The organism is Streptomyces sp. NPDC005648 (assembly GCF_040605395.1).
Taxonomy (GTDB): domain Bacteria; phylum Actinomycetota; class Actinomycetes; order Streptomycetales; family Streptomycetaceae; genus Streptomyces.
Window position 1 is genome coordinate 64,737 of sequence record NZ_JBEXCS010000001.1, and the last position, 15,549, is coordinate 80,285.

Sequence of the window (15,549 nt, forward strand, 5' to 3'; positions counted from 1 at the left end):
CACACGACCTCATACCGAAGGCCGCGAGCTGAGCTCGCCGAACCACCGCGCCACCTCCGGCGCCGACACGGCGAACGAGCCGAAGTGGTCTACGTTCCCCCGGTTCAGCACCGGCACCGCCCGCCCGTGCTCCGCCAGCCGCTCGGCGCAGCTGCCCGCGTTCTGGATCGGCACGTCGGTGTCGGCCGCCCCCGCGTACAGCCGAACCGGCACGTCCGGCTTCCAGTCGCAGGTGCCGTCGGCCGAGCGCAGCGCGGCGAGCAGCCGGCCGGTGGGGTGGCGCAGACGGTCGTAGAAGGCCGGTGTGAGCAGCCGTTTGACGGAGGGGGCCAGCCCCTTCACCACGTCGTCCTCCTCGTGCGTGCCGTCGAGGAGTGACTCGACGCGGCTCGCGTAGGGAGCGCGGAAGACCTCGGCGGGGTTGCCGTAGAGGTGGTGCAGGCGGTTCTGGGCGGTCAGCCAGTACGAGATGTAGAGAACGCTGCTGGTGTCGTTGACGCGCCCGTCGAAGAGGGCCGGCATCTCCTGGCCCTCCAGGTCGTACGGTCCGCTGATCGGCGCGAGCGCCCTCAGCCGGAAGTGCGGGTCGGCGCCGTGCTCCAGCGCCTTCCCGAGCGCCATGGCCACCTGCCCGCCCTGCGAGAAGCCGGTCGCGTACACCTCACCGTCCAGCGGCCGGCCCAGCCGCGCGGCGGCGGTCCGCGCGGCGCGCAGCATGTCGACGGAGGCGGTGACGGAGGAGGCGGTGTCCATATAGGGGTGCGGGCCCGGCCCCTCCCCCAGTCCCAGATAGTCGGGCGCGGCGACCGCCTTCCCGGCGGAGGCGTTCAGATACGACGGCACCCGCCCGAAGTCCTCGCTCGCGGAGGGCGCGTAGGTGCGCTTGACCATGGTGCCGTGGGTGTCGGAGACGAGGTCGAGGCGGTGGGCTCCGCCCGTGGGGAGGGTGAGCAGCCCGGTCGCGGTGGTGGGTTTCCCGTACGGGTCCACGGTCCGGTACGTCAACCGGTACGCCCGCACGCCGTACCGTACGGTGCCGCCGGCGATGTTCCGCTCGGCCAGGAAGGCCCTGACCTGCGCGGCGTCATGGTCGGAGACCGACGTGACGGAGACGAGACCGCCCCGCCCCCCGACGTCCCGCTCCCCCGCGGCGGCGACCGGCGCGACGGTGAGCCCGCCGAGCGCTGTGACCCCGGCCAGCAGCAGGGCGGCGGCCCTCGCGAGCCCTCGCTTCCGCCCACGCCAACTGGTCCTGTTTTCTTGAGATGTACCTGATTCAGCGTTTTCGCCGGATATACGGCTCTCATCGCTCATGCCGCCGACGCTACGGAGGCGCGCCCCGCGTCGGCATCCGAGACTCCCCCGGATCCGTGGTGGACTTGGGTCCACCATGAGCGAGAGCGCGAGCGCATACGAGACACGCGGACTGCGGCTGGTGGCCGTGCTGTTGGGGCTGACGGCGGTCAGCGGACTGATCGACGCCGTGAGTTATCTGGGCGTCGGCCACGTCTTCACGGCGAACATGACCGGCAATGTGGTGGTGCTGGGCTTCGCGGCGGCCGGCGCCCCCGGCTTCTCCGTGCCGCACACGGCGACCTCACTGGCCTGCTTCCTGCTCGGCGCGATCACCGGCGGCCGGGCCTCCCGATGGCGGCCGGAGGGCTCGCGCCGTACCAGGGCGCGACTGCTGCTGGCGGCCGAGGCGGTCCTGGTGGGCGGCGCGGCGCTGACGGCGTTCCTCGTCCCGCACGGGACCGCCACCGACTACGCCGTGATCGCCCTCACGGCGATCGCGATGGGCCTGCGCAACGCGACGGTCCGCAAGCTCGACGTCGCCGGTCTCACCACCACGACGGTTTTGACCATGACCCTTACCGGGCTGGCGGCCGACTCCCGCGCCGGGGGCGGCTCGGGCCGCCGTTCGCCACGCCGCTCGGGGGCGGTCGTGGCGATGGCGGCCGGGGCCTGTCTGGGTGCGTGGCTGGTGCTGCACCACGGCCTGGCCCTGCCGCTGCTGGTCGCGGCGGTGGCGGTGGGCGTGCTGGCGGTGGTGGCGTCGGGGCGGGAGTAGGCCGACGAGCGGGTCAGCCGAGGTCGACCGGGATCCGGTGGTCGGGCGCTCCGTCCTTCGCCAGGATCGAGTGGTCTGCGGCCACCGCGCGGTACAGCCGCATCCCGGAGTCGCCCCGTACGTCGTCAAGTGTCCAGGCCCTGCCGCCGTGCCGGAGCGAGCGGCGGGAGAAGACGTCCATGGCGCGCTCGGCGGCCGGTCCGTCCACCGCCTCGGCGACGGCGGACATGTACACACCCTGCCCCGTGCCGATCGGCACCGACGAGTCGAACACCGAGATGCCGACCTCCGGCCGCACCGCGATGTTGCGCGAGTGGAGGGCGTCCGGGGACGAGACCCAGACGAACTCCCGGCACCCCAGATGCGCGAAGTAGACCGGCGAGCTCCAGGGCCGCCCGTCCCCGTCGGCGGTGGCGAGCACCATGTACAGACTCGCCTCGACGATGTCACGCGCTATCCCACAGGACGGCCTCGGGTTCATCAGTGGCTCCTGCGGTACGACAGGACGAAGTCCAGTTCCCACGGCGTCGAATCCCCGACCGCCTTCTCCCACGCGCCGACGATCGTGGGGCGACGCGAGCCGTCCGGGCCGCCCTCGGCGATCCGCGCGAAATACCGCTGCCGGAAGTCGAGGGGCGTGAAGTCGGGCCTCTCCCGGAGCAGTTGCCACGCCCCGTCGGCGAGGCTCATGTCGTAGAGCCGTACGACACCCCGGGTGTCGTAGTAGTGATACGTGTATCCGCTTCCCTCGGTACCGAGGGGGTCCACCGGGACCACCGGGTTCACGGCGATGATCGCCATGCTGTCCGGGGCCGGATCCGGCGCCTCGGTCCGCTGGATCAGGAACTGCCCGTTCAGGCCCCACTCGAACACACTCCGCCCCGGGGACGTGGTCATCCCCGGGAAGTCGGCCTCCACCACCCACTCCCCGACCAGGACGTCCAACCGCCTCAGCGCTTCCTGCCGTACCGCAGCGTCCACCGCGAACACCTCCCTCTCAGGAGGACAGACACCGCCCGCCGCCGAAACTCATCGGTCGCCGGGTTTCAGCCGAGGTTCAACCACGCCCGGCGCAGCCCGGTCTCCGCGGGCTGCCGGGTCCGGTTTCCCAGCGTCTCACCGGTCAGCTCCTCCGGCTCCCCGACCGCGAAGCCCAGACCGCGCAGAAACCCGAGCCCCGGCTCCCAGCCTCCCGGGCAGGCGGCGGCCACCTTCCGCGTCCCCCGCCCGGCCCCCTCCTCGATCAACCGCCCGGCGACCGCCGACCCGACCCCCTCCCCCCGGGCCTCGGGCGCCACCACGAACAACCCCACCGAACAGCTCTCGGCATCCGGATACCGGTCCACGAGATCGACCAGGCCTACGACACCCCCGCCCCGGCAGACGACCAGCAGCCGCTTCTGGTCGAACTCCGCCCCCTCGGGCAGCGCGTAGTACAGGCTCTGTACGTCCGCCGGTAGCGCCGCGGATCCGGTCGCGGCGGTGAAGTAGTCCCCGCAGGCCGCGAACAGCCGGGCCACGCCCTTCTCGTCCTCCGGCAGCAGCTCCCGCACGGTCACCGGGGCACCCCCGGCCATGTCGATCTCGTCCATGCCTCAGTACCTCGTCGCCTCGAACCACACCGTCTTGCCGCCCCCGGACGCCCTGCACACCCCCCATTTGTCGACCACCGCGTCCAGCAGGACCAGCCCGCGCCCGCCCTCCGCCTCCGGACACAACTCGTCTCCCAGCACCGGCGGTTGGGCCCACCCGTCGGTCAGCTCGACGCGTACCCCGGCCGTCTGCCGCAACACCAGCAGCACGCAGCGCCGGTCGGGGACATGCCGTACGACGTTGGCGACCAGCTCCGTCACGCCCAGCTCCACGGCGTCCGACAGCTCGGGCAGGCCCCACTCCTCCAGCAACGAGCGGACGATACGGCGGATATGACGTGCCGAGTGGGCGCCGGCGGTGAGGCTCAGACGGTAGGTGGGGGGAAAGTACAGGTTCATGGGACGAGCGTGACCTGGTCCAACTACTCTGGGCTACAAGGCGGATACAACCAGTCCCGCAGTCGACAGCAGTCCTTGCAGCCAAGGGGGCCGTGCGCGTGACCCACATCCACACCCTCGACCCGGGCGCCTCGCCCCTCGATTACTACGGCTACGAGTTGCGCCGGTACCGCGAGGCGGCGGGCCTGACCCAGCGGCAGCTGGGGGACATCGTCAACTACACGGGCTCGATGGTGGGCCAGATCGAGACGGCACGGAAACTGCCGACCCACGACTTCAGCCAGCGGGCGGACGCGGCACTGGGCACGGACGGGGCACTGACGAGGCTCGTCGAGCTGGTGATGCGAAGCCAACTACCGGCCTGGTTCAGGCAGGTGGCTGAGCTGGAGGCTCGGGCCGTTGAGATCTGCACCTTCCAGATGGGCATGATTCACGGCCTCCTCCAGACCGACGCGTATGCCCGAGCCACGCTGGGAGCGCTCGACCGAACCAACCTCGACGATCGCACCGCCGTCCGGCTGTCCCGCCAGCGCATCTTCGAGAAGGACGAGCCACCGGTCTTCTGGATGGTCGTCAGTGAGGGCGTGTTGTACCAGGAGGTCGGTGGACGGGACACCATGCGCGGCCAACTGGCGCACCTGTTGAGCTTCGCAGGCAATCCTCGGATCAACGTCCAGGTGCTGCCTTTCTCGGCAGGAGCCCATGCCGGTTCGCAAGGCTCGTTCACCGTCTTCCGCTTCGCGAGCGATCCGACCATCGTCTATACCGAGGGGTACGGCAGCGGACATCCGAGCGCGAACCCGGACACCGTCAAGGACTGTTCACTCCGTTACGATCATCTCCGAGCCGCCGCTCTCCCCCTCAGGGATTCGGCGGAGCTCATCCGGCGAGTGATGGAGGAACGCTATGGAGAACCAGGCGACTCAGTGGCGTAAGTCCAGTTACAGCGGCGACCAGGGCGGCGAGTGCATCGAGGTCGCCGAACTGCCCGCCGCCACCATCGCCATCCGAGACTCGAAGACCCCCGCCGGACCCATCCTCACCCTCCAGCCCGACGCCTTCCGTCGCTTCGTCTCCTGGGCCGGTGCTACTCCTGGGCCTGGGCTCTGACCCGTCTCCACTCCTTGCGGAACAGGAAGCCGCGCAGGACCGCCACGGCCAGGAACAGCAGACCTATGCCGCCCCTGGCCCAGCCTCCCACCGTGACGAACCAGTAGAGGGCCAGGCCGGCGAAGAAGAGGGCGATCGCCATCACGAGCGGTTCGCGGATGTACCAGGGCAGGACGCGGAGGATCAGATTGATCAGCATCCGCAGACCTTATCGGCGCGATGGCCCTAGAGGCGCTGAATAATCGTTCCGGTGGCCAGCCCACCCCCCGCGCACATGGTGATGAGCGCGAACTCCTTGTCGGTGCGCTCCAGTTCATGGAGCGCGGTGGTGATGAGCCGGGCCCCGGTGGCGCCCACCGGGTGCCCGAGGGCGATCGCGCCGCCGTTCACGTTGACCTTCTCCAGGTCCTGCTCGAAGACCTGCGCCCAGCTCAACACCACTGCCGCGAACGCCTCGTTGATCTCGACGACGTCGATGTCGCGCAACGACATACCGGCCTTGCCGAGCACGGCGCGGGTCGCGTCGATGGGCCCGTCGAGGTGGAAGTGCGGGTCGGCGCCGACCAGCGCCTGGGCCACGATCCGCGCGCGGGGCCGCAGCTTCAGCGCCCGCGCCATCCGCTTGGACGCCCACATGATGGCCGACGCGCCGTCGCTGATCTGCGAGGAGTTGCCCGCCGTGTGGACGGCCGTGGGCATGACCGGCTTCAGACCGGCCAGCGCCTCCATCGACGTGTCGCGCAGGCCCTCGTCCCGGTCGACGAGCCGCCACATGCCCTGTCCGGCGCGCTGCTCGTCCTCCGTCGTCGGCACCTGGACCGCGAAGGTCTCCTTCTTGAACCGCTCCTCGGCCCACGCGACGGCGGCCCGCTCCTGCGAGATGAGGCCGAGCGAGTCGACGTTCTCCCGGGTCAGCCCCCGGTGCCGGGCGATCCGCTCGGCCGCCTCGAACTGGTTGGGCAGATCCACGTTCCACTCGTCCGGGAACGGCTTGCCCGGCCCGTGCTTGGACCCCGATCCCAGCGGCACCCGCGACATCGCCTCGACACCGCACGAGATACCGACGTCGATCACACCCGCGGCGACCATGTTGGCCACCATGTGCGAGGCCTGCTGCGAGGAGCCGCACTGGCAGTCGACCGTCGTCGCCGCCGTCTCGTACGGCAGCCCCATGGTCAGCCAGGCCGTGCGCGCGGGGTTCATGGACTGCTCGCCGGCGTGGGTCACCGTACCGCCGACGATCTGTTCGACCGCGTCGGCTGGGATGCCGGTGCGGCCGAGGAGTTCACGGTAGGTCTCGCCCAGGAGGTAGGCGGGGTGCAGATTGGCGAGCGCTCCGCCGCGCCTGCCGATGGGGGTGCGTACGGCTTCGACGATCACGGGTTCCGCGGCCATGGGGAGGTCCTCTCCTCTGGTACCCGCGCGGCGCGGGGGCGTCCCGGCCGGCCCCGCCACGCTGAACTAGTACGTGTTCTAGTTCTGTCTGCAGTCTGCTGACTCCGCGTCCATAACCGCAAGGGGCTTGCACGCAATTGGGTTCGCCACGCCTCTTGCACCTTGTAGAACCCGTTACTACCTTCACGGCAACCCTGATTTCTGATGGACCGTCAGCTGGAGTAGCCCATGTCCTGTCCAGCTCTCCCCGAGGGGTTCGACTTCACCGACCCCGATCTGCTGCAAGCGCGTGTGCCCCTGCCGGAGTTCGCCGAGCTGCGGCGGGCCGAACCGGTCCGCTGGGTGCCCCAGCCGGGGGGCATCGCCGGCTTCCAGGACGAGGGCTACTGGGCCGTGACCCGGCACGCCGACGTCAAGTACGTCTCCACGCACCCGGAGTTGTTCTCCTCGTACCTCAACACGGCGATCATCCGCTTCCACGAGCACATGCAGCGCGACGCGATCGACGCCCAGCGGCTCATCCTGCTCAACATGGACCCGCCGGAGCACACCCGCGTCCGCCAGATCGTGCAGCGCATCTTCACCCCGCGCGCCATCCGCGCGCTGGAGGAACGCCTGCGCGACCGGGCCCACACCATCGCGGCGGGCGCCCGCGCCCACCCGGGCCCCTTCGACTTCGTCACCGAGGTCGCCTGCGAACTGCCCCTGCAGGCCATCGCGGAGCTCATCGGCATCCCGCAGGACGACCGGTCCAAGATCTTCGACTGGTCCAACAAGATGATCTCCTACGACGATCCCGAGTACGCCATCACCGAGGAGATCGGCGCCCAGTCGGCCGCCGAGCTGATCGCCTACGCGATGAACATGTCCGCCGACCGCAAGCAGTGCCCGGCGAAGGACATCGTGACGACGCTGGTGGCGGCGGAGGACCAGGGCAACCTCAACTCCGACGAGTTCGGCTTCTTCGTGCTGATGCTGGCTGTCGCCGGCAACGAGACGACCCGTAACGCCATCACGCACGGCATGCACGCCTTCCTGACCCACCCCGAGCAGTGGGAGCTGTACAAGCGGGAGCGGCCGGCCACCGCGGCCGAGGAGATCGTCCGCTGGGCGACCCCGGTCAACGCCTTCCAGCGCACCGCCACCCAGGACCTCGAACTCGGCGGCCGGCAGATCAGGAAGGGCGACCGCGTAGGCATCTTCTACGCCGCCGCCAACCACGACCCCGAGGTCTTCACCGACCCCGACGCCTTCGACGTCCTCCGCGACCCCAACCCCCACCTCGGCTTCGGCGGTGGCGGCCCGCACTACTGCCTGGGCAAGTCCCTCGCGGTCCTGGAGATCGACCTGATCTTCAACGCGATCGCCGACGCCCTGCCCGACCTCACCCTCGTGGGCGACCCGGACCGTCTGCGCTCGTCATGGATCAACGGCGTCAAACACCTCCAGGTACAAGCTGGTTGACGATCTCGGGCCGGCGGTCTCCCGGACCCGCCGGCCCGTCCCCCGTCAGACCGCGTCAGCGCGTCCAGAGCGTGGCGTGGTACGTCGCGTCGGGACCGCCCGGGCTCGACGGCGCGGTGCCGCTCGTCCCCACGACGGCCCCGTGCCGGTCGACCGCGGACGCCGTGGAGTAGACCCCGCCGAGGGACGGCAACTGGGTGAACCGGTGGGTGTCCACGCGGTAGACGTACGGGAAGGGCCCCAGGTACAGGTCACCGGCGACGTATTTCCCGGCGACCCCGTTGATACCGGTCCTGCTGCTCGCGGTGCCGAACTTGGTGACGGCGCCGGTGGTGAGGTCCAGTGCGTAGGCGGCCGGGCGGTTGCCGGCGAGGACGGTGTGCCCGGTGACGTACGGCTGGTACGACATGTCGGTGCCGAGGTCGGTCCAGGCCCCGGTGCGGATGTCGTACGCGAAACCGTGCGGCGCGTCGCCCGGCCGTGGCTGGGTGATGCCGACGACCGTGTGGCCGCTGACCGAGGTCGCCCTGCTGGAGACGCCGCCGTGGGCGCTCAGGTCGGTCCAGGTCTTGGTGCGCAGGTCGTAGACGTAGGCCTGCCCGTTCTGCGCGCCGGGGCCGGTCCAGGTGCCGACGACATAGCGCCCCCCGGAGATCCCGGCCGCGCCGCTGCCACCCGACGGGCCGATCGGTGAGCCGAGGTCGGTCATGACCTTGGTCCGGGCGTCGTACGCGAAGGCGTGGTTGCCCTGGTTGCCGGCCGTCCAGCCGCTGCCGACCACGATGTTCCCGCTGATCGCGTTGACATGGCTGTCGCTGCCGCCGAGGCCCAACTCCCGCATGTGATGGGTGCGCAGGTCGTAGACGAAGGCGCGCTCGTCGCCGGCGGCGGTGAGGGAGTCGCCGATGACATGGCGCCCCTCGACCCCGACCGTGCTGCTCGTGGTGCCGCCGAGCGTGCCGAGGTCGGTCATGACACGGGTGGAGCGGTCGTAGGCGTAGGCGTGGAACTCGGTGTCACCGGCGGTCGAGGAACCGCCGACCACGGTGTCGCGGTCGACCGCGATCGCCGTGCTGCTGCTGCCGCCGAGCGTGCCCAGGTCGAGCGCCGTGTACGGCGGCGGCGCCGGCTTCCCGGCCGGGGCGGCGAACGCCTGGCCCGAACCGAACGCGAGCAGGGCGAGCGTGGCGGCCGCGGCCCGTGCGGCCAATCCGGATCTTGCGCGTCTCATACGACAACCCCCTGTGGTCGGATGTACGAGAAGACTCGTCCGGGTCACAGGGGGTTGCGCAGGTTTCCAGACATACGTTCGGTCAGCTGGGCGTCGGTTCCTTCGCCGCCGCCGGCTCCGCGCTCGCCGCGGTCACCGTCGCGAGCCTGGCGCGTGGCCCCTGGAGCAGATACGACAGTCCGAAGCCCGCGCCGACGACCACCGCGCCGCCCACCGCGTCCAGCACCCAGTGGTTGCCGGTGGCGACGATCGCCGACACCGTGAAGAACGGGTGCAGCAGGCCCAGTGCCTTCATCCACCACCGGGGCGCGATGATCGCGATCACCACTCCGCACCACAGCGACCAGCCGAAGTGCAGGGACGGCATCGCCGCGTACTGGTTGGTGAGGGCGGTCAGGGTGCCGTAGTCGGGCTTGTTGAAGTTCTGGACGCCGTGGACCGTGTCGATGATGCCGAGGCCGGGCAGGAGGCGGGGCGGGGCGAGGGGGTAGAGCCAGAAGCCGATCAGGGCGATGAGGGTGGCGAAGCCGAGGGAGGCGCGGGCCCAGCGGTAGTCGACCGGGCGGCGCCAGTAGAGGACGCCGAGGACGGTCAGCGGGACGACGAAGTGGAAGGACTCGTAGTAGAAGTCGAAGAAGCTCCGGAGCCAGTCGACCTTGACGACCGCGTGGTTGACCCAGTGCTCGACGTCGATGTGCAGGAAGCGCTCGATGTCGAGGATCTGGTGGCCGTGGTGCTCGGCCCGCGCCCGCCCCGCCGAGTTCGAGCCGCCCGTCGCCGCGAGTCTGACCTTCTGGTACGCCGCGTAGGTGACGCGGATGAGCAGCAGCTCCAGGAGGAGGTTCGGCCGGCTGAGGACCCTGCGCAGGTACGGGACCAGCGGGACGTGCCGCAGGCGCGCCGGGACCGGCTCGGCGTACTCCGTGGGGATCGGCGCCCGGTAGTACGGCGAGGTGCGGGACAGGAAGGGCACCACGGTCGCGGCGGCCAGGGCGGCGAGCAGGACGACGTTGTCACGCAGGGGGTCCATCGCCGCCATGTTCGGCAGCATCATCTTCGCCGGCAGCGTCATGACCAGGACGACGGCCACCGGCCAGACGTAGCGGTCCGAGGCCCGCCTGCCGACCCGGCCCACCACCGCGAGCAGCACCCACAGCAGCTGGTGCTGCCAGGTGGTCGGGGAGACCGCGATCGCCGCGCAGCCGGTGATCGCCACGGCGAGCAGGAGCTGGCCGTCGCGCGCGTAGCGCACGGCCCGGCGGACGCCGAGGAACGCCACCGCCGTACCGAGCGTGAAGAAGAGGGTGATCTCCAGCGGGCCGGTGAGGTCCAGCCGCAGCAGCGCGCCGTGCAGGGACTGGTTGGCGAGGTCGTCGGCCTTGCCGCCCAGACCCGTGCCCGCCATGTGGTGGACCCAGTAGGTGTACGAGTCGTGCGGCATCGCCGCCCAGGCGAGCGCCGTGGACGCGACGAAGGTGAGCCCGGTGGAGACGGCCGCGCGTCTGCGGCCGGTGAACCACAGCAGCGCCGCGAAGAGCAGCACCGTCGGCTGGAGCGCGGCGGCGAGGCCGATCAGCAGACCGCCGGTCCTCTCGCCGCGCACGACGAAGCAGCCGACCAGGACGAGCAGGACCGGGATGATGCTGGTCTGGCCGAGCCAGAGCGCGTTGCGCACCGGCAGGGACAGCATGAGCAGACTGATCGCGACCGGCGCGGCCAGCAACGAGGTGCGCCGGCTCACCGGCTGCGGCAGGGCCCGCGCGACCACCAGGCCGAGCGCCACCACCAGCAGCAGGGTGCCGAAGGTCCAGCCCCAGCCGAGCGCCTGCTCGGCCGCCCGGGTCAGCGGCTTGAGGACCAGGCCCCCGAAGGGGGTGCCGGTGAACTGCGTCGAGTCGTACAGCGACCCCTTCACATGCAGGACGCCGTCGGGTCCGACCCAGGTCTCCAGGTCCGTCAGCCGCTCGCCTCTCGGCGTACTGAGGACGACGGCCACCTGCCGTACGGCGAGGACCGCCGCGACCAGCCACAGACCCAGCCGGGCCACGCGCAGACGGCCCCTCACCGCGCCGACGGCCGTCGCCCCGTAGGCTCCCGCCGGTCGTCCGCTGTGCTCCACGTTCGCCACGCCTCGTCGGCCTCCCGCCCCGATCCTCTGTGAGCCCCGTGAGGGACCCCCCGGAGAGAGACGCAGGCTACCCCGGCTTCACCTGACGTCCCTCCTCCTTTTGTCTGGATGACGATAGTCCGCCCGGGGTGGGGTTGCTCGCGCGGGACGCGATAAGGATCACAACCGGTCGGGTTCTGCCCGGGAGCGGGCATACGAGTCTCCGTACACCCCGTTTACGTGTATGGCACAACGACGTGCGCCGGGCCCTTGTCGGCCCCGTCCCTGTCCCCGTCGAAAGGTAGGCGAGCGAAGTTTTGGCGAGCGTCACCGCCCCCGTCCCCGCCCCTCCCGTCCGCACCACCCACCGCGCCCCCGATGCCACCGCCACCGACCCCGCCCTCGTACGACGCGCCGTCAAGGCCGCGGCGCTGGGCAACGCGATGGAGTGGTTCGACTTCGGTGTCTACAGCTATATCGCGGTCACCCTGGGCAAGGTCTTCTTCCCGTCCGGCAACCCCACCGTGCAGCTCCTGTCCACCTTCGGAGCCTTCGCCGCGGCCTTCCTGGTCCGCCCGCTCGGCGGCGCGGTCTTCGGCCCGCTCGGCGACCGGATCGGCCGCCAGAAGGTCCTCGCGGTCACGATGATCATGATGGCGGCGGGCACCTTCGCCATCGGCCTGATCCCGTCGTACGCCTCCATCGGCGTCGGAGCACCCCTGCTGCTGCTCGCCGCCCGTCTCGTCCAGGGCTTCTCCACCGGCGGCGAGTACGCGGGCGCCTCGACCTTCATCGCCGAGTACGCGCCCGACCGGCGGCGCGGCTTCCTGGGCAGCTGGCTGGAGTTCGGCACGCTGGCCGGCTACATCGCCGGCGCCGGCCTGGTGACCCTGATGACCGCCCTGCTGTCCACCGCCGACCTGGTGAGCTGGGGCTGGCGGATCCCGTTCCTGATCGCCGGCCCGATGGGCGTCGTGGGCCTGTATCTGCGGATGCGCCTGGAGGAGACCCCGGCGTTCGCGGCGGAGGTCGAGAAGGCGGAGTCCAGCCGCCCCAAGGTCCCGCTGCGCGAGATGATCACCGGCCAGTGGCGGGCCCTGCTGCTCTGTGTCGGCCTCGTGCTGGTCTTCAACGTCACCGACTACATGCTGCTGTCGTACATGCCCAGCTATCTGACCAGCGAGCTCCACTACGACGAGACGCACGGCCTGCTCGTCGTGCTCGCGGTGATGGCGCTGATGATGATCGTCCAGCCGTTCGCGGGCGCCCTCACCGACCGTGTCGGCCGGCGTCCGGTGATCGCGGCGGGCTGCGCGGGCTTCCTGTTCCTGTCCGTGCCCGCCGTGCTCCTGATCCGCCAGGGCGCTCTGGCCGCGGTCGGGCTCGGCATGGGCGCGCTCGGCCTGCTGCTGGTCTGCTTCACGGCCGCGATGCCCTCGGCCCTGCCCGCCCTGTTCCCGACCCGGGTGCGCTACGGCTCCCTGTCGATCGGCTTCAACGTCTCCGTGTCCCTGTTCGGCGGCACGACCCCGCTGGTCGTCACGGCCCTGATCGGCGCGACCGGCGACATGATGATGCCCGCCTACTACATGATGGCCGCGGCCGTGATCGGCGGTGTCGCGGTGTGGTTCATGACCGAGTCGGCGGGCAAGCCACTGCCGGGATCGGCACCGTCGGTGGAAAAGTAGACGTCGATCCATCCGATTCGGTCGAACCGGCCGATTCAGCCCGATCCAGCCGATGAAAGGCGCAGGCGCATGAGCGAGTCGCAGGTCTGGGACACCGTGGACGACTACTTCACCGCCCACCTCTCCCCGAACGACGAAGCCCTGGAAGCCGCGGTCCGCGACAGCGACGCGGCCGGCCTCCCGCACATCGCGGTCAGCGCGCCCCAGGGCAAGTTCCTGCAACTCCTCGCCGAGATCCAGGGCGCCCGCACGGTCCTGGAGATCGGCACCCTCGGCGGCTACAGCACCATCTGGCTGGCCCGCGCCCTGCCCGCCGACGGCAGGCTGATCTCCCTGGAGTACAGCGCCCGGCACGCCGAGGTCGCCACCCGCAACCTCGCGCGGGCCGGCCTGGACCGGGTGGCCGAGGTCCGCGTCGGCCCCGCCCTGGAGTCACTGCCCAAGCTGGCCGACGAGAACCCGGCCCCCTTCGACCTCGTCTTCATCGACGCCGACAAGGGCAACAACCCGCACTACGTCGAGTGGGCGCTCCGGCTGACCCGCGCGGGCAGCCTGATCGTCCTCGACAACGTCGTACGGCAGGGCCGGGTCGCCGACCCCGACAGCACCTCACCCGATGTGGTCGGCACCCGCGCCGCGCTCGAACTGATCGGCAGCCACCCCAGGTTGACGGGCACCGCGATCCAGACGGTGGGCGGCAAGGGGTACGACGGGTTCGCGCTGGCGCGGGTGCTGGGGTAGTCAGAACTCGTGAGTCGGAACTCGTGAGTCAGAACTCGTGGTAGAAGCCCACGTTCACGCTGCGGGGGGCGGTGCGGTCGCGGATGACGATCTCGCCGTTGCCGCCCCGGGGCAGGGCCACCGTGCCGCCGTAGGCGAGGGCCTGGGCGTACTCGCCCACCACCAGGCGCACCTCCGAGGAGGGATCGGGCTGCGAGCCCTGCAGCCAGGTCACCTGCCAGATGCCCTCGGGCCCGCACAGGAATTCCAGGTGGACCCGGGAGACGAACAGCCAGTCGTCGGGCGTCACCAGCCGGCACACCGCCCGGTCCCGGCCCACTCGCAGCACGGCACCGGCCTCGCTCGGCGCGTCGGCCAACTGCATGCCGGCCGTGGCCCCCTCTTCCCCGGAGACGGTGGCCATGGTCAGTTCGAGCACGTGCACTCCTCTTGAAGTGTCCTTACGCAGCCGCCGCATGATAAATCGCCCGGGCATACCGCGTCCGGCACAATGGACTCATGACCGAGCGAAAGCCACCGGGTGTCCCGTTCGAGTCCTGGGTGGACAAGCAGATCCGCGACGCGGAGCGGCGCGGGGAGTTCGCCCAACTCCCGGGCGCGGGGAAGCCGTTGCCGGCCGGCAGTGACACGACGTACGACGAACTGTGGTGGATCAAGCAGAAGATGGCCCGCGAGGGGCTGTCGGTGCTGCCGCCGACGCTGGCCCTGCGCAAGGAGGCCGAGGACACGCTCGCGGCGGCGTACGCGGCACCCTCCGAACGGATCGCGCGCAAGCTGATCACCGACGTCAACGTCAAGATCCGCGACATGATGTTCAAGCCGCCGCCCGGGCCCCCGCTGGGGATGAAGCCGTACGACGTCGACGAGGTCGCACGGGAGTGGCGGGAGCGCCGGACGGCGGCGGGCGGGGCGGGCGGCCCCGCGGAGGGCTCAGCCCTGTAGCAGGCGTTCGGCCAGCTCGCGGTAGTCGCGCAGGGCGAGGCGGAGCTGCTCGGTGTCGGGGTGCGAGCCCTTGGTGCCCTTCTCGTCACCGTCCTGCCAGGACATCCGCAGCGTCCGCCGGCGCCGTGTCACCGCCTCGACGAACCGCCCGGCGATCTCCTCGACCACCTGATCGGCCTCGGCGACGGCGTCCCGGGGACCGTCGACGAACCCGGCCACGGCGTGCCGCAGCCGAAGCTGAAGCTTGTCGGACTCGTCATGGGGGAAGAGGCGGGGGCCGGCGGCACCGGTGCTGGTGTCAGTGCCGGGGGTGGTGTCGGTGCGACCGGGCGCGCCCGCGGAACCGGAGGTGGTGCCGGCGTGAGCGGCGGCGCCCGCCGCCCCCGACGCGCCGACCACGGTGGTACCGCCTTCACGCCGCGCGTCCCGCGCCGTCGAGTCGGTCGCCTCGGACGGCGTCGGCGCCACGATCGGCCCCGTCGACCCGCCCTCACCCGCCACGGCGTCCCGCTCCGTCCCCTCGACGAACCCGTGCCCGGTACGACCACCGCCGGCCCCGGCCGCCCCGGCCTCGGACGGCGTGGTCGGCGCGACCGTACACCCCTCCGTACCGTCACCCTCCGCGTACCCACGACCGGTCAGACCGCCACCCGCATCGGGCGTCTCGGCCCCGGACGGAGTCGGCGCGACGGTACGGCCCTCCGTGCCGTCGCCGTCGCCCGGCGTGCCTTCACGGCCCGCGTTCTCGGGTGGGGTCGGGGTGACCGTTCGGCGAGGGTTGTCGTCGTCGCCCGGTGTGCGGCCCCGGT

General features: G+C 71.0%; 18 protein-coding genes. 7 read left to right on the forward strand and 11 right to left on the reverse strand.

What is annotated here, in order from left to right:
* Nucleotides 1-9 precede the first annotated feature (9 nt).
* Nucleotides 10-1,314 carry an alpha/beta hydrolase gene (locus ABZT17_RS00335; RefSeq protein WP_356341781.1) on the reverse strand — a complete coding sequence of 435 codons (1,305 nt, stop codon included), beginning with the start codon at nt 1,312-1,314 and terminating at the stop codon, nt 10-12.
* A 76-nt stretch (nt 1,315-1,390) separates the two neighbouring features.
* Here ABZT17_RS00335 and ABZT17_RS00340 point away from each other — a divergent pair, with 76 nt between their 5' ends.
* Nucleotides 1,391-2,071 carry a YoaK family protein gene (locus tag ABZT17_RS00340; protein WP_356341783.1) on the forward strand — a complete coding sequence of 227 codons (681 nt, stop codon included), beginning with the start codon at nt 1,391-1,393 and terminating at the stop codon, nt 2,069-2,071.
* A gap of 13 nt (nt 2,072-2,084) precedes the next feature.
* Here ABZT17_RS00340 and ABZT17_RS00345 read toward each other — a convergent pair whose 3' ends face one another.
* From ABZT17_RS00345 to ABZT17_RS00360, 4 genes are all read right to left on the reverse strand, one after another.
* A complete protein-coding gene (locus ABZT17_RS00345; protein ID WP_356341786.1) occupies nt 2,085-2,552 on the reverse strand; it encodes a pyridoxamine 5'-phosphate oxidase family protein in 468 nt (155 codons plus the stop codon).
* Complete coding sequence (locus ABZT17_RS00350; protein WP_356341788.1) at nt 2,552-3,052, reverse strand: hypothetical protein; 501 nt, start codon at nt 3,050-3,052, stop codon at nt 2,552-2,554. The genes ABZT17_RS00345 and ABZT17_RS00350 overlap by 1 nt, the downstream gene beginning before the upstream one ends.
* A gap of 65 nt (nt 3,053-3,117) precedes the next feature.
* The gene (locus tag ABZT17_RS00355) at nt 3,118-3,663 is read right to left on the reverse strand and encodes a GNAT family N-acetyltransferase (protein ID WP_356341790.1); all 546 of its coding nucleotides are present in this window, start codon (nt 3,661-3,663) and stop codon (nt 3,118-3,120) included.
* A gap of 3 nt (nt 3,664-3,666) precedes the next feature.
* The gene (locus ABZT17_RS00360; protein ID WP_356341792.1) at nt 3,667-4,062 is read right to left on the reverse strand and encodes an ATP-binding protein; all 396 of its coding nucleotides are present in this window, start codon (nt 4,060-4,062) and stop codon (nt 3,667-3,669) included.
* A gap of 98 nt (nt 4,063-4,160) precedes the next feature.
* Between ABZT17_RS00360 and ABZT17_RS00365 the strand changes: the two genes are divergently transcribed.
* Together ABZT17_RS00365 and ABZT17_RS00370 are read left to right on the forward strand one after the other, a co-directional pair.
* The gene (locus tag ABZT17_RS00365) at nt 4,161-4,997 is read left to right on the forward strand and encodes a helix-turn-helix transcriptional regulator (protein WP_356341797.1); all 837 of its coding nucleotides are present in this window, start codon (nt 4,161-4,163) and stop codon (nt 4,995-4,997) included.
* Nucleotides 4,969-5,172 (forward strand): DUF397 domain-containing protein, encoded by a 204-nt coding sequence (locus ABZT17_RS00370; RefSeq protein WP_356341800.1) that lies wholly within the window; start codon nt 4,969-4,971, stop codon nt 5,170-5,172. The genes ABZT17_RS00365 and ABZT17_RS00370 overlap by 29 nt, the downstream gene beginning before the upstream one ends.
* Here ABZT17_RS00370 and ABZT17_RS00375 read toward each other — a convergent pair.
* Both ABZT17_RS00375 and ABZT17_RS00380 read right to left on the reverse strand, forming a co-directional pair.
* On the reverse strand, nt 5,150-5,371 hold the full coding sequence (locus tag ABZT17_RS00375) for a hypothetical protein (protein WP_356341802.1): 222 nt from the start codon (nt 5,369-5,371) through the stop codon (nt 5,150-5,152). The two genes, ABZT17_RS00370 and ABZT17_RS00375, sit on opposite strands and share 23 nt — an antisense overlap.
* Before the next feature lie 26 nt (nt 5,372-5,397).
* Nucleotides 5,398-6,567, reverse strand: coding sequence for a steroid 3-ketoacyl-CoA thiolase (locus tag ABZT17_RS00380; RefSeq protein WP_356341804.1), 1,170 nt, complete (start codon nt 6,565-6,567; stop codon nt 5,398-5,400).
* Between the two features lie 228 nt (nt 6,568-6,795).
* On the opposite strand from ABZT17_RS00380, the gene ABZT17_RS00385 reads away from it, so the two are divergent.
* On the forward strand, nt 6,796-8,031 hold the full coding sequence (locus ABZT17_RS00385; RefSeq protein ID WP_356341807.1) for a cytochrome P450: 1,236 nt from the start codon (nt 6,796-6,798) through the stop codon (nt 8,029-8,031).
* 55 nt (nt 8,032-8,086) lie between these two features.
* Here ABZT17_RS00385 and ABZT17_RS00390 read toward each other — a convergent pair whose 3' ends face one another.
* Nucleotides 8,087-9,262, reverse strand: coding sequence for a hypothetical protein (locus ABZT17_RS00390; RefSeq protein ID WP_356341810.1), 1,176 nt, complete (start codon nt 9,260-9,262; stop codon nt 8,087-8,089).
* An 82-nt stretch (nt 9,263-9,344) separates the two neighbouring features.
* Nucleotides 9,345-11,390, reverse strand: a complete 2,046-nt coding sequence (locus tag ABZT17_RS00395) for a bifunctional glycosyltransferase 87/phosphatase PAP2 family protein (protein WP_356341812.1) — start codon at nt 11,388-11,390, stop codon at nt 9,345-9,347.
* Between the two features lie 296 nt (nt 11,391-11,686).
* Here ABZT17_RS00395 and proP point away from each other — a divergent pair, with 296 nt between their 5' ends.
* Nucleotides 11,687-13,057, forward strand: a complete 1,371-nt coding sequence (gene proP / locus ABZT17_RS00400) for a glycine betaine/L-proline transporter ProP (protein WP_356341815.1) — start codon at nt 11,687-11,689, stop codon at nt 13,055-13,057.
* Nucleotides 13,058-13,126: 69 nt separating this feature from the next.
* Nucleotides 13,127-13,798, forward strand: a complete 672-nt coding sequence (locus tag ABZT17_RS00405) for an O-methyltransferase (protein WP_356341817.1) — start codon at nt 13,127-13,129, stop codon at nt 13,796-13,798.
* A 28-nt stretch (nt 13,799-13,826) separates the two neighbouring features.
* Here the strand turns inward: ABZT17_RS00405 and ABZT17_RS00410 are convergent, their stop codons facing one another.
* Nucleotides 13,827-14,216: a hypothetical protein gene (locus ABZT17_RS00410; protein WP_356341820.1), complete on the reverse strand. Its 390-nt coding sequence runs from the start codon at nt 14,214-14,216 to the stop codon at nt 13,827-13,829.
* Nucleotides 14,217-14,296: 80 nt separating this feature from the next.
* Here ABZT17_RS00410 and ABZT17_RS00415 point away from each other — a divergent pair, with 80 nt between their 5' ends.
* Nucleotides 14,297-14,740 (forward strand): DUF1992 domain-containing protein, encoded by a 444-nt coding sequence (locus ABZT17_RS00415; RefSeq protein WP_356341822.1) that lies wholly within the window; start codon nt 14,297-14,299, stop codon nt 14,738-14,740.
* Here the strand turns inward: ABZT17_RS00415 and ABZT17_RS00420 are convergent.
* Entirely contained in the window at nt 14,729-15,139 is a 411-nt protein-coding gene (locus tag ABZT17_RS00420; RefSeq protein ID WP_356342229.1) for a hypothetical protein, read from the reverse strand. The genes ABZT17_RS00415 and ABZT17_RS00420 overlap by 12 nt on opposite strands.
* Nucleotides 15,140-15,549 lie beyond the last annotated feature (410 nt).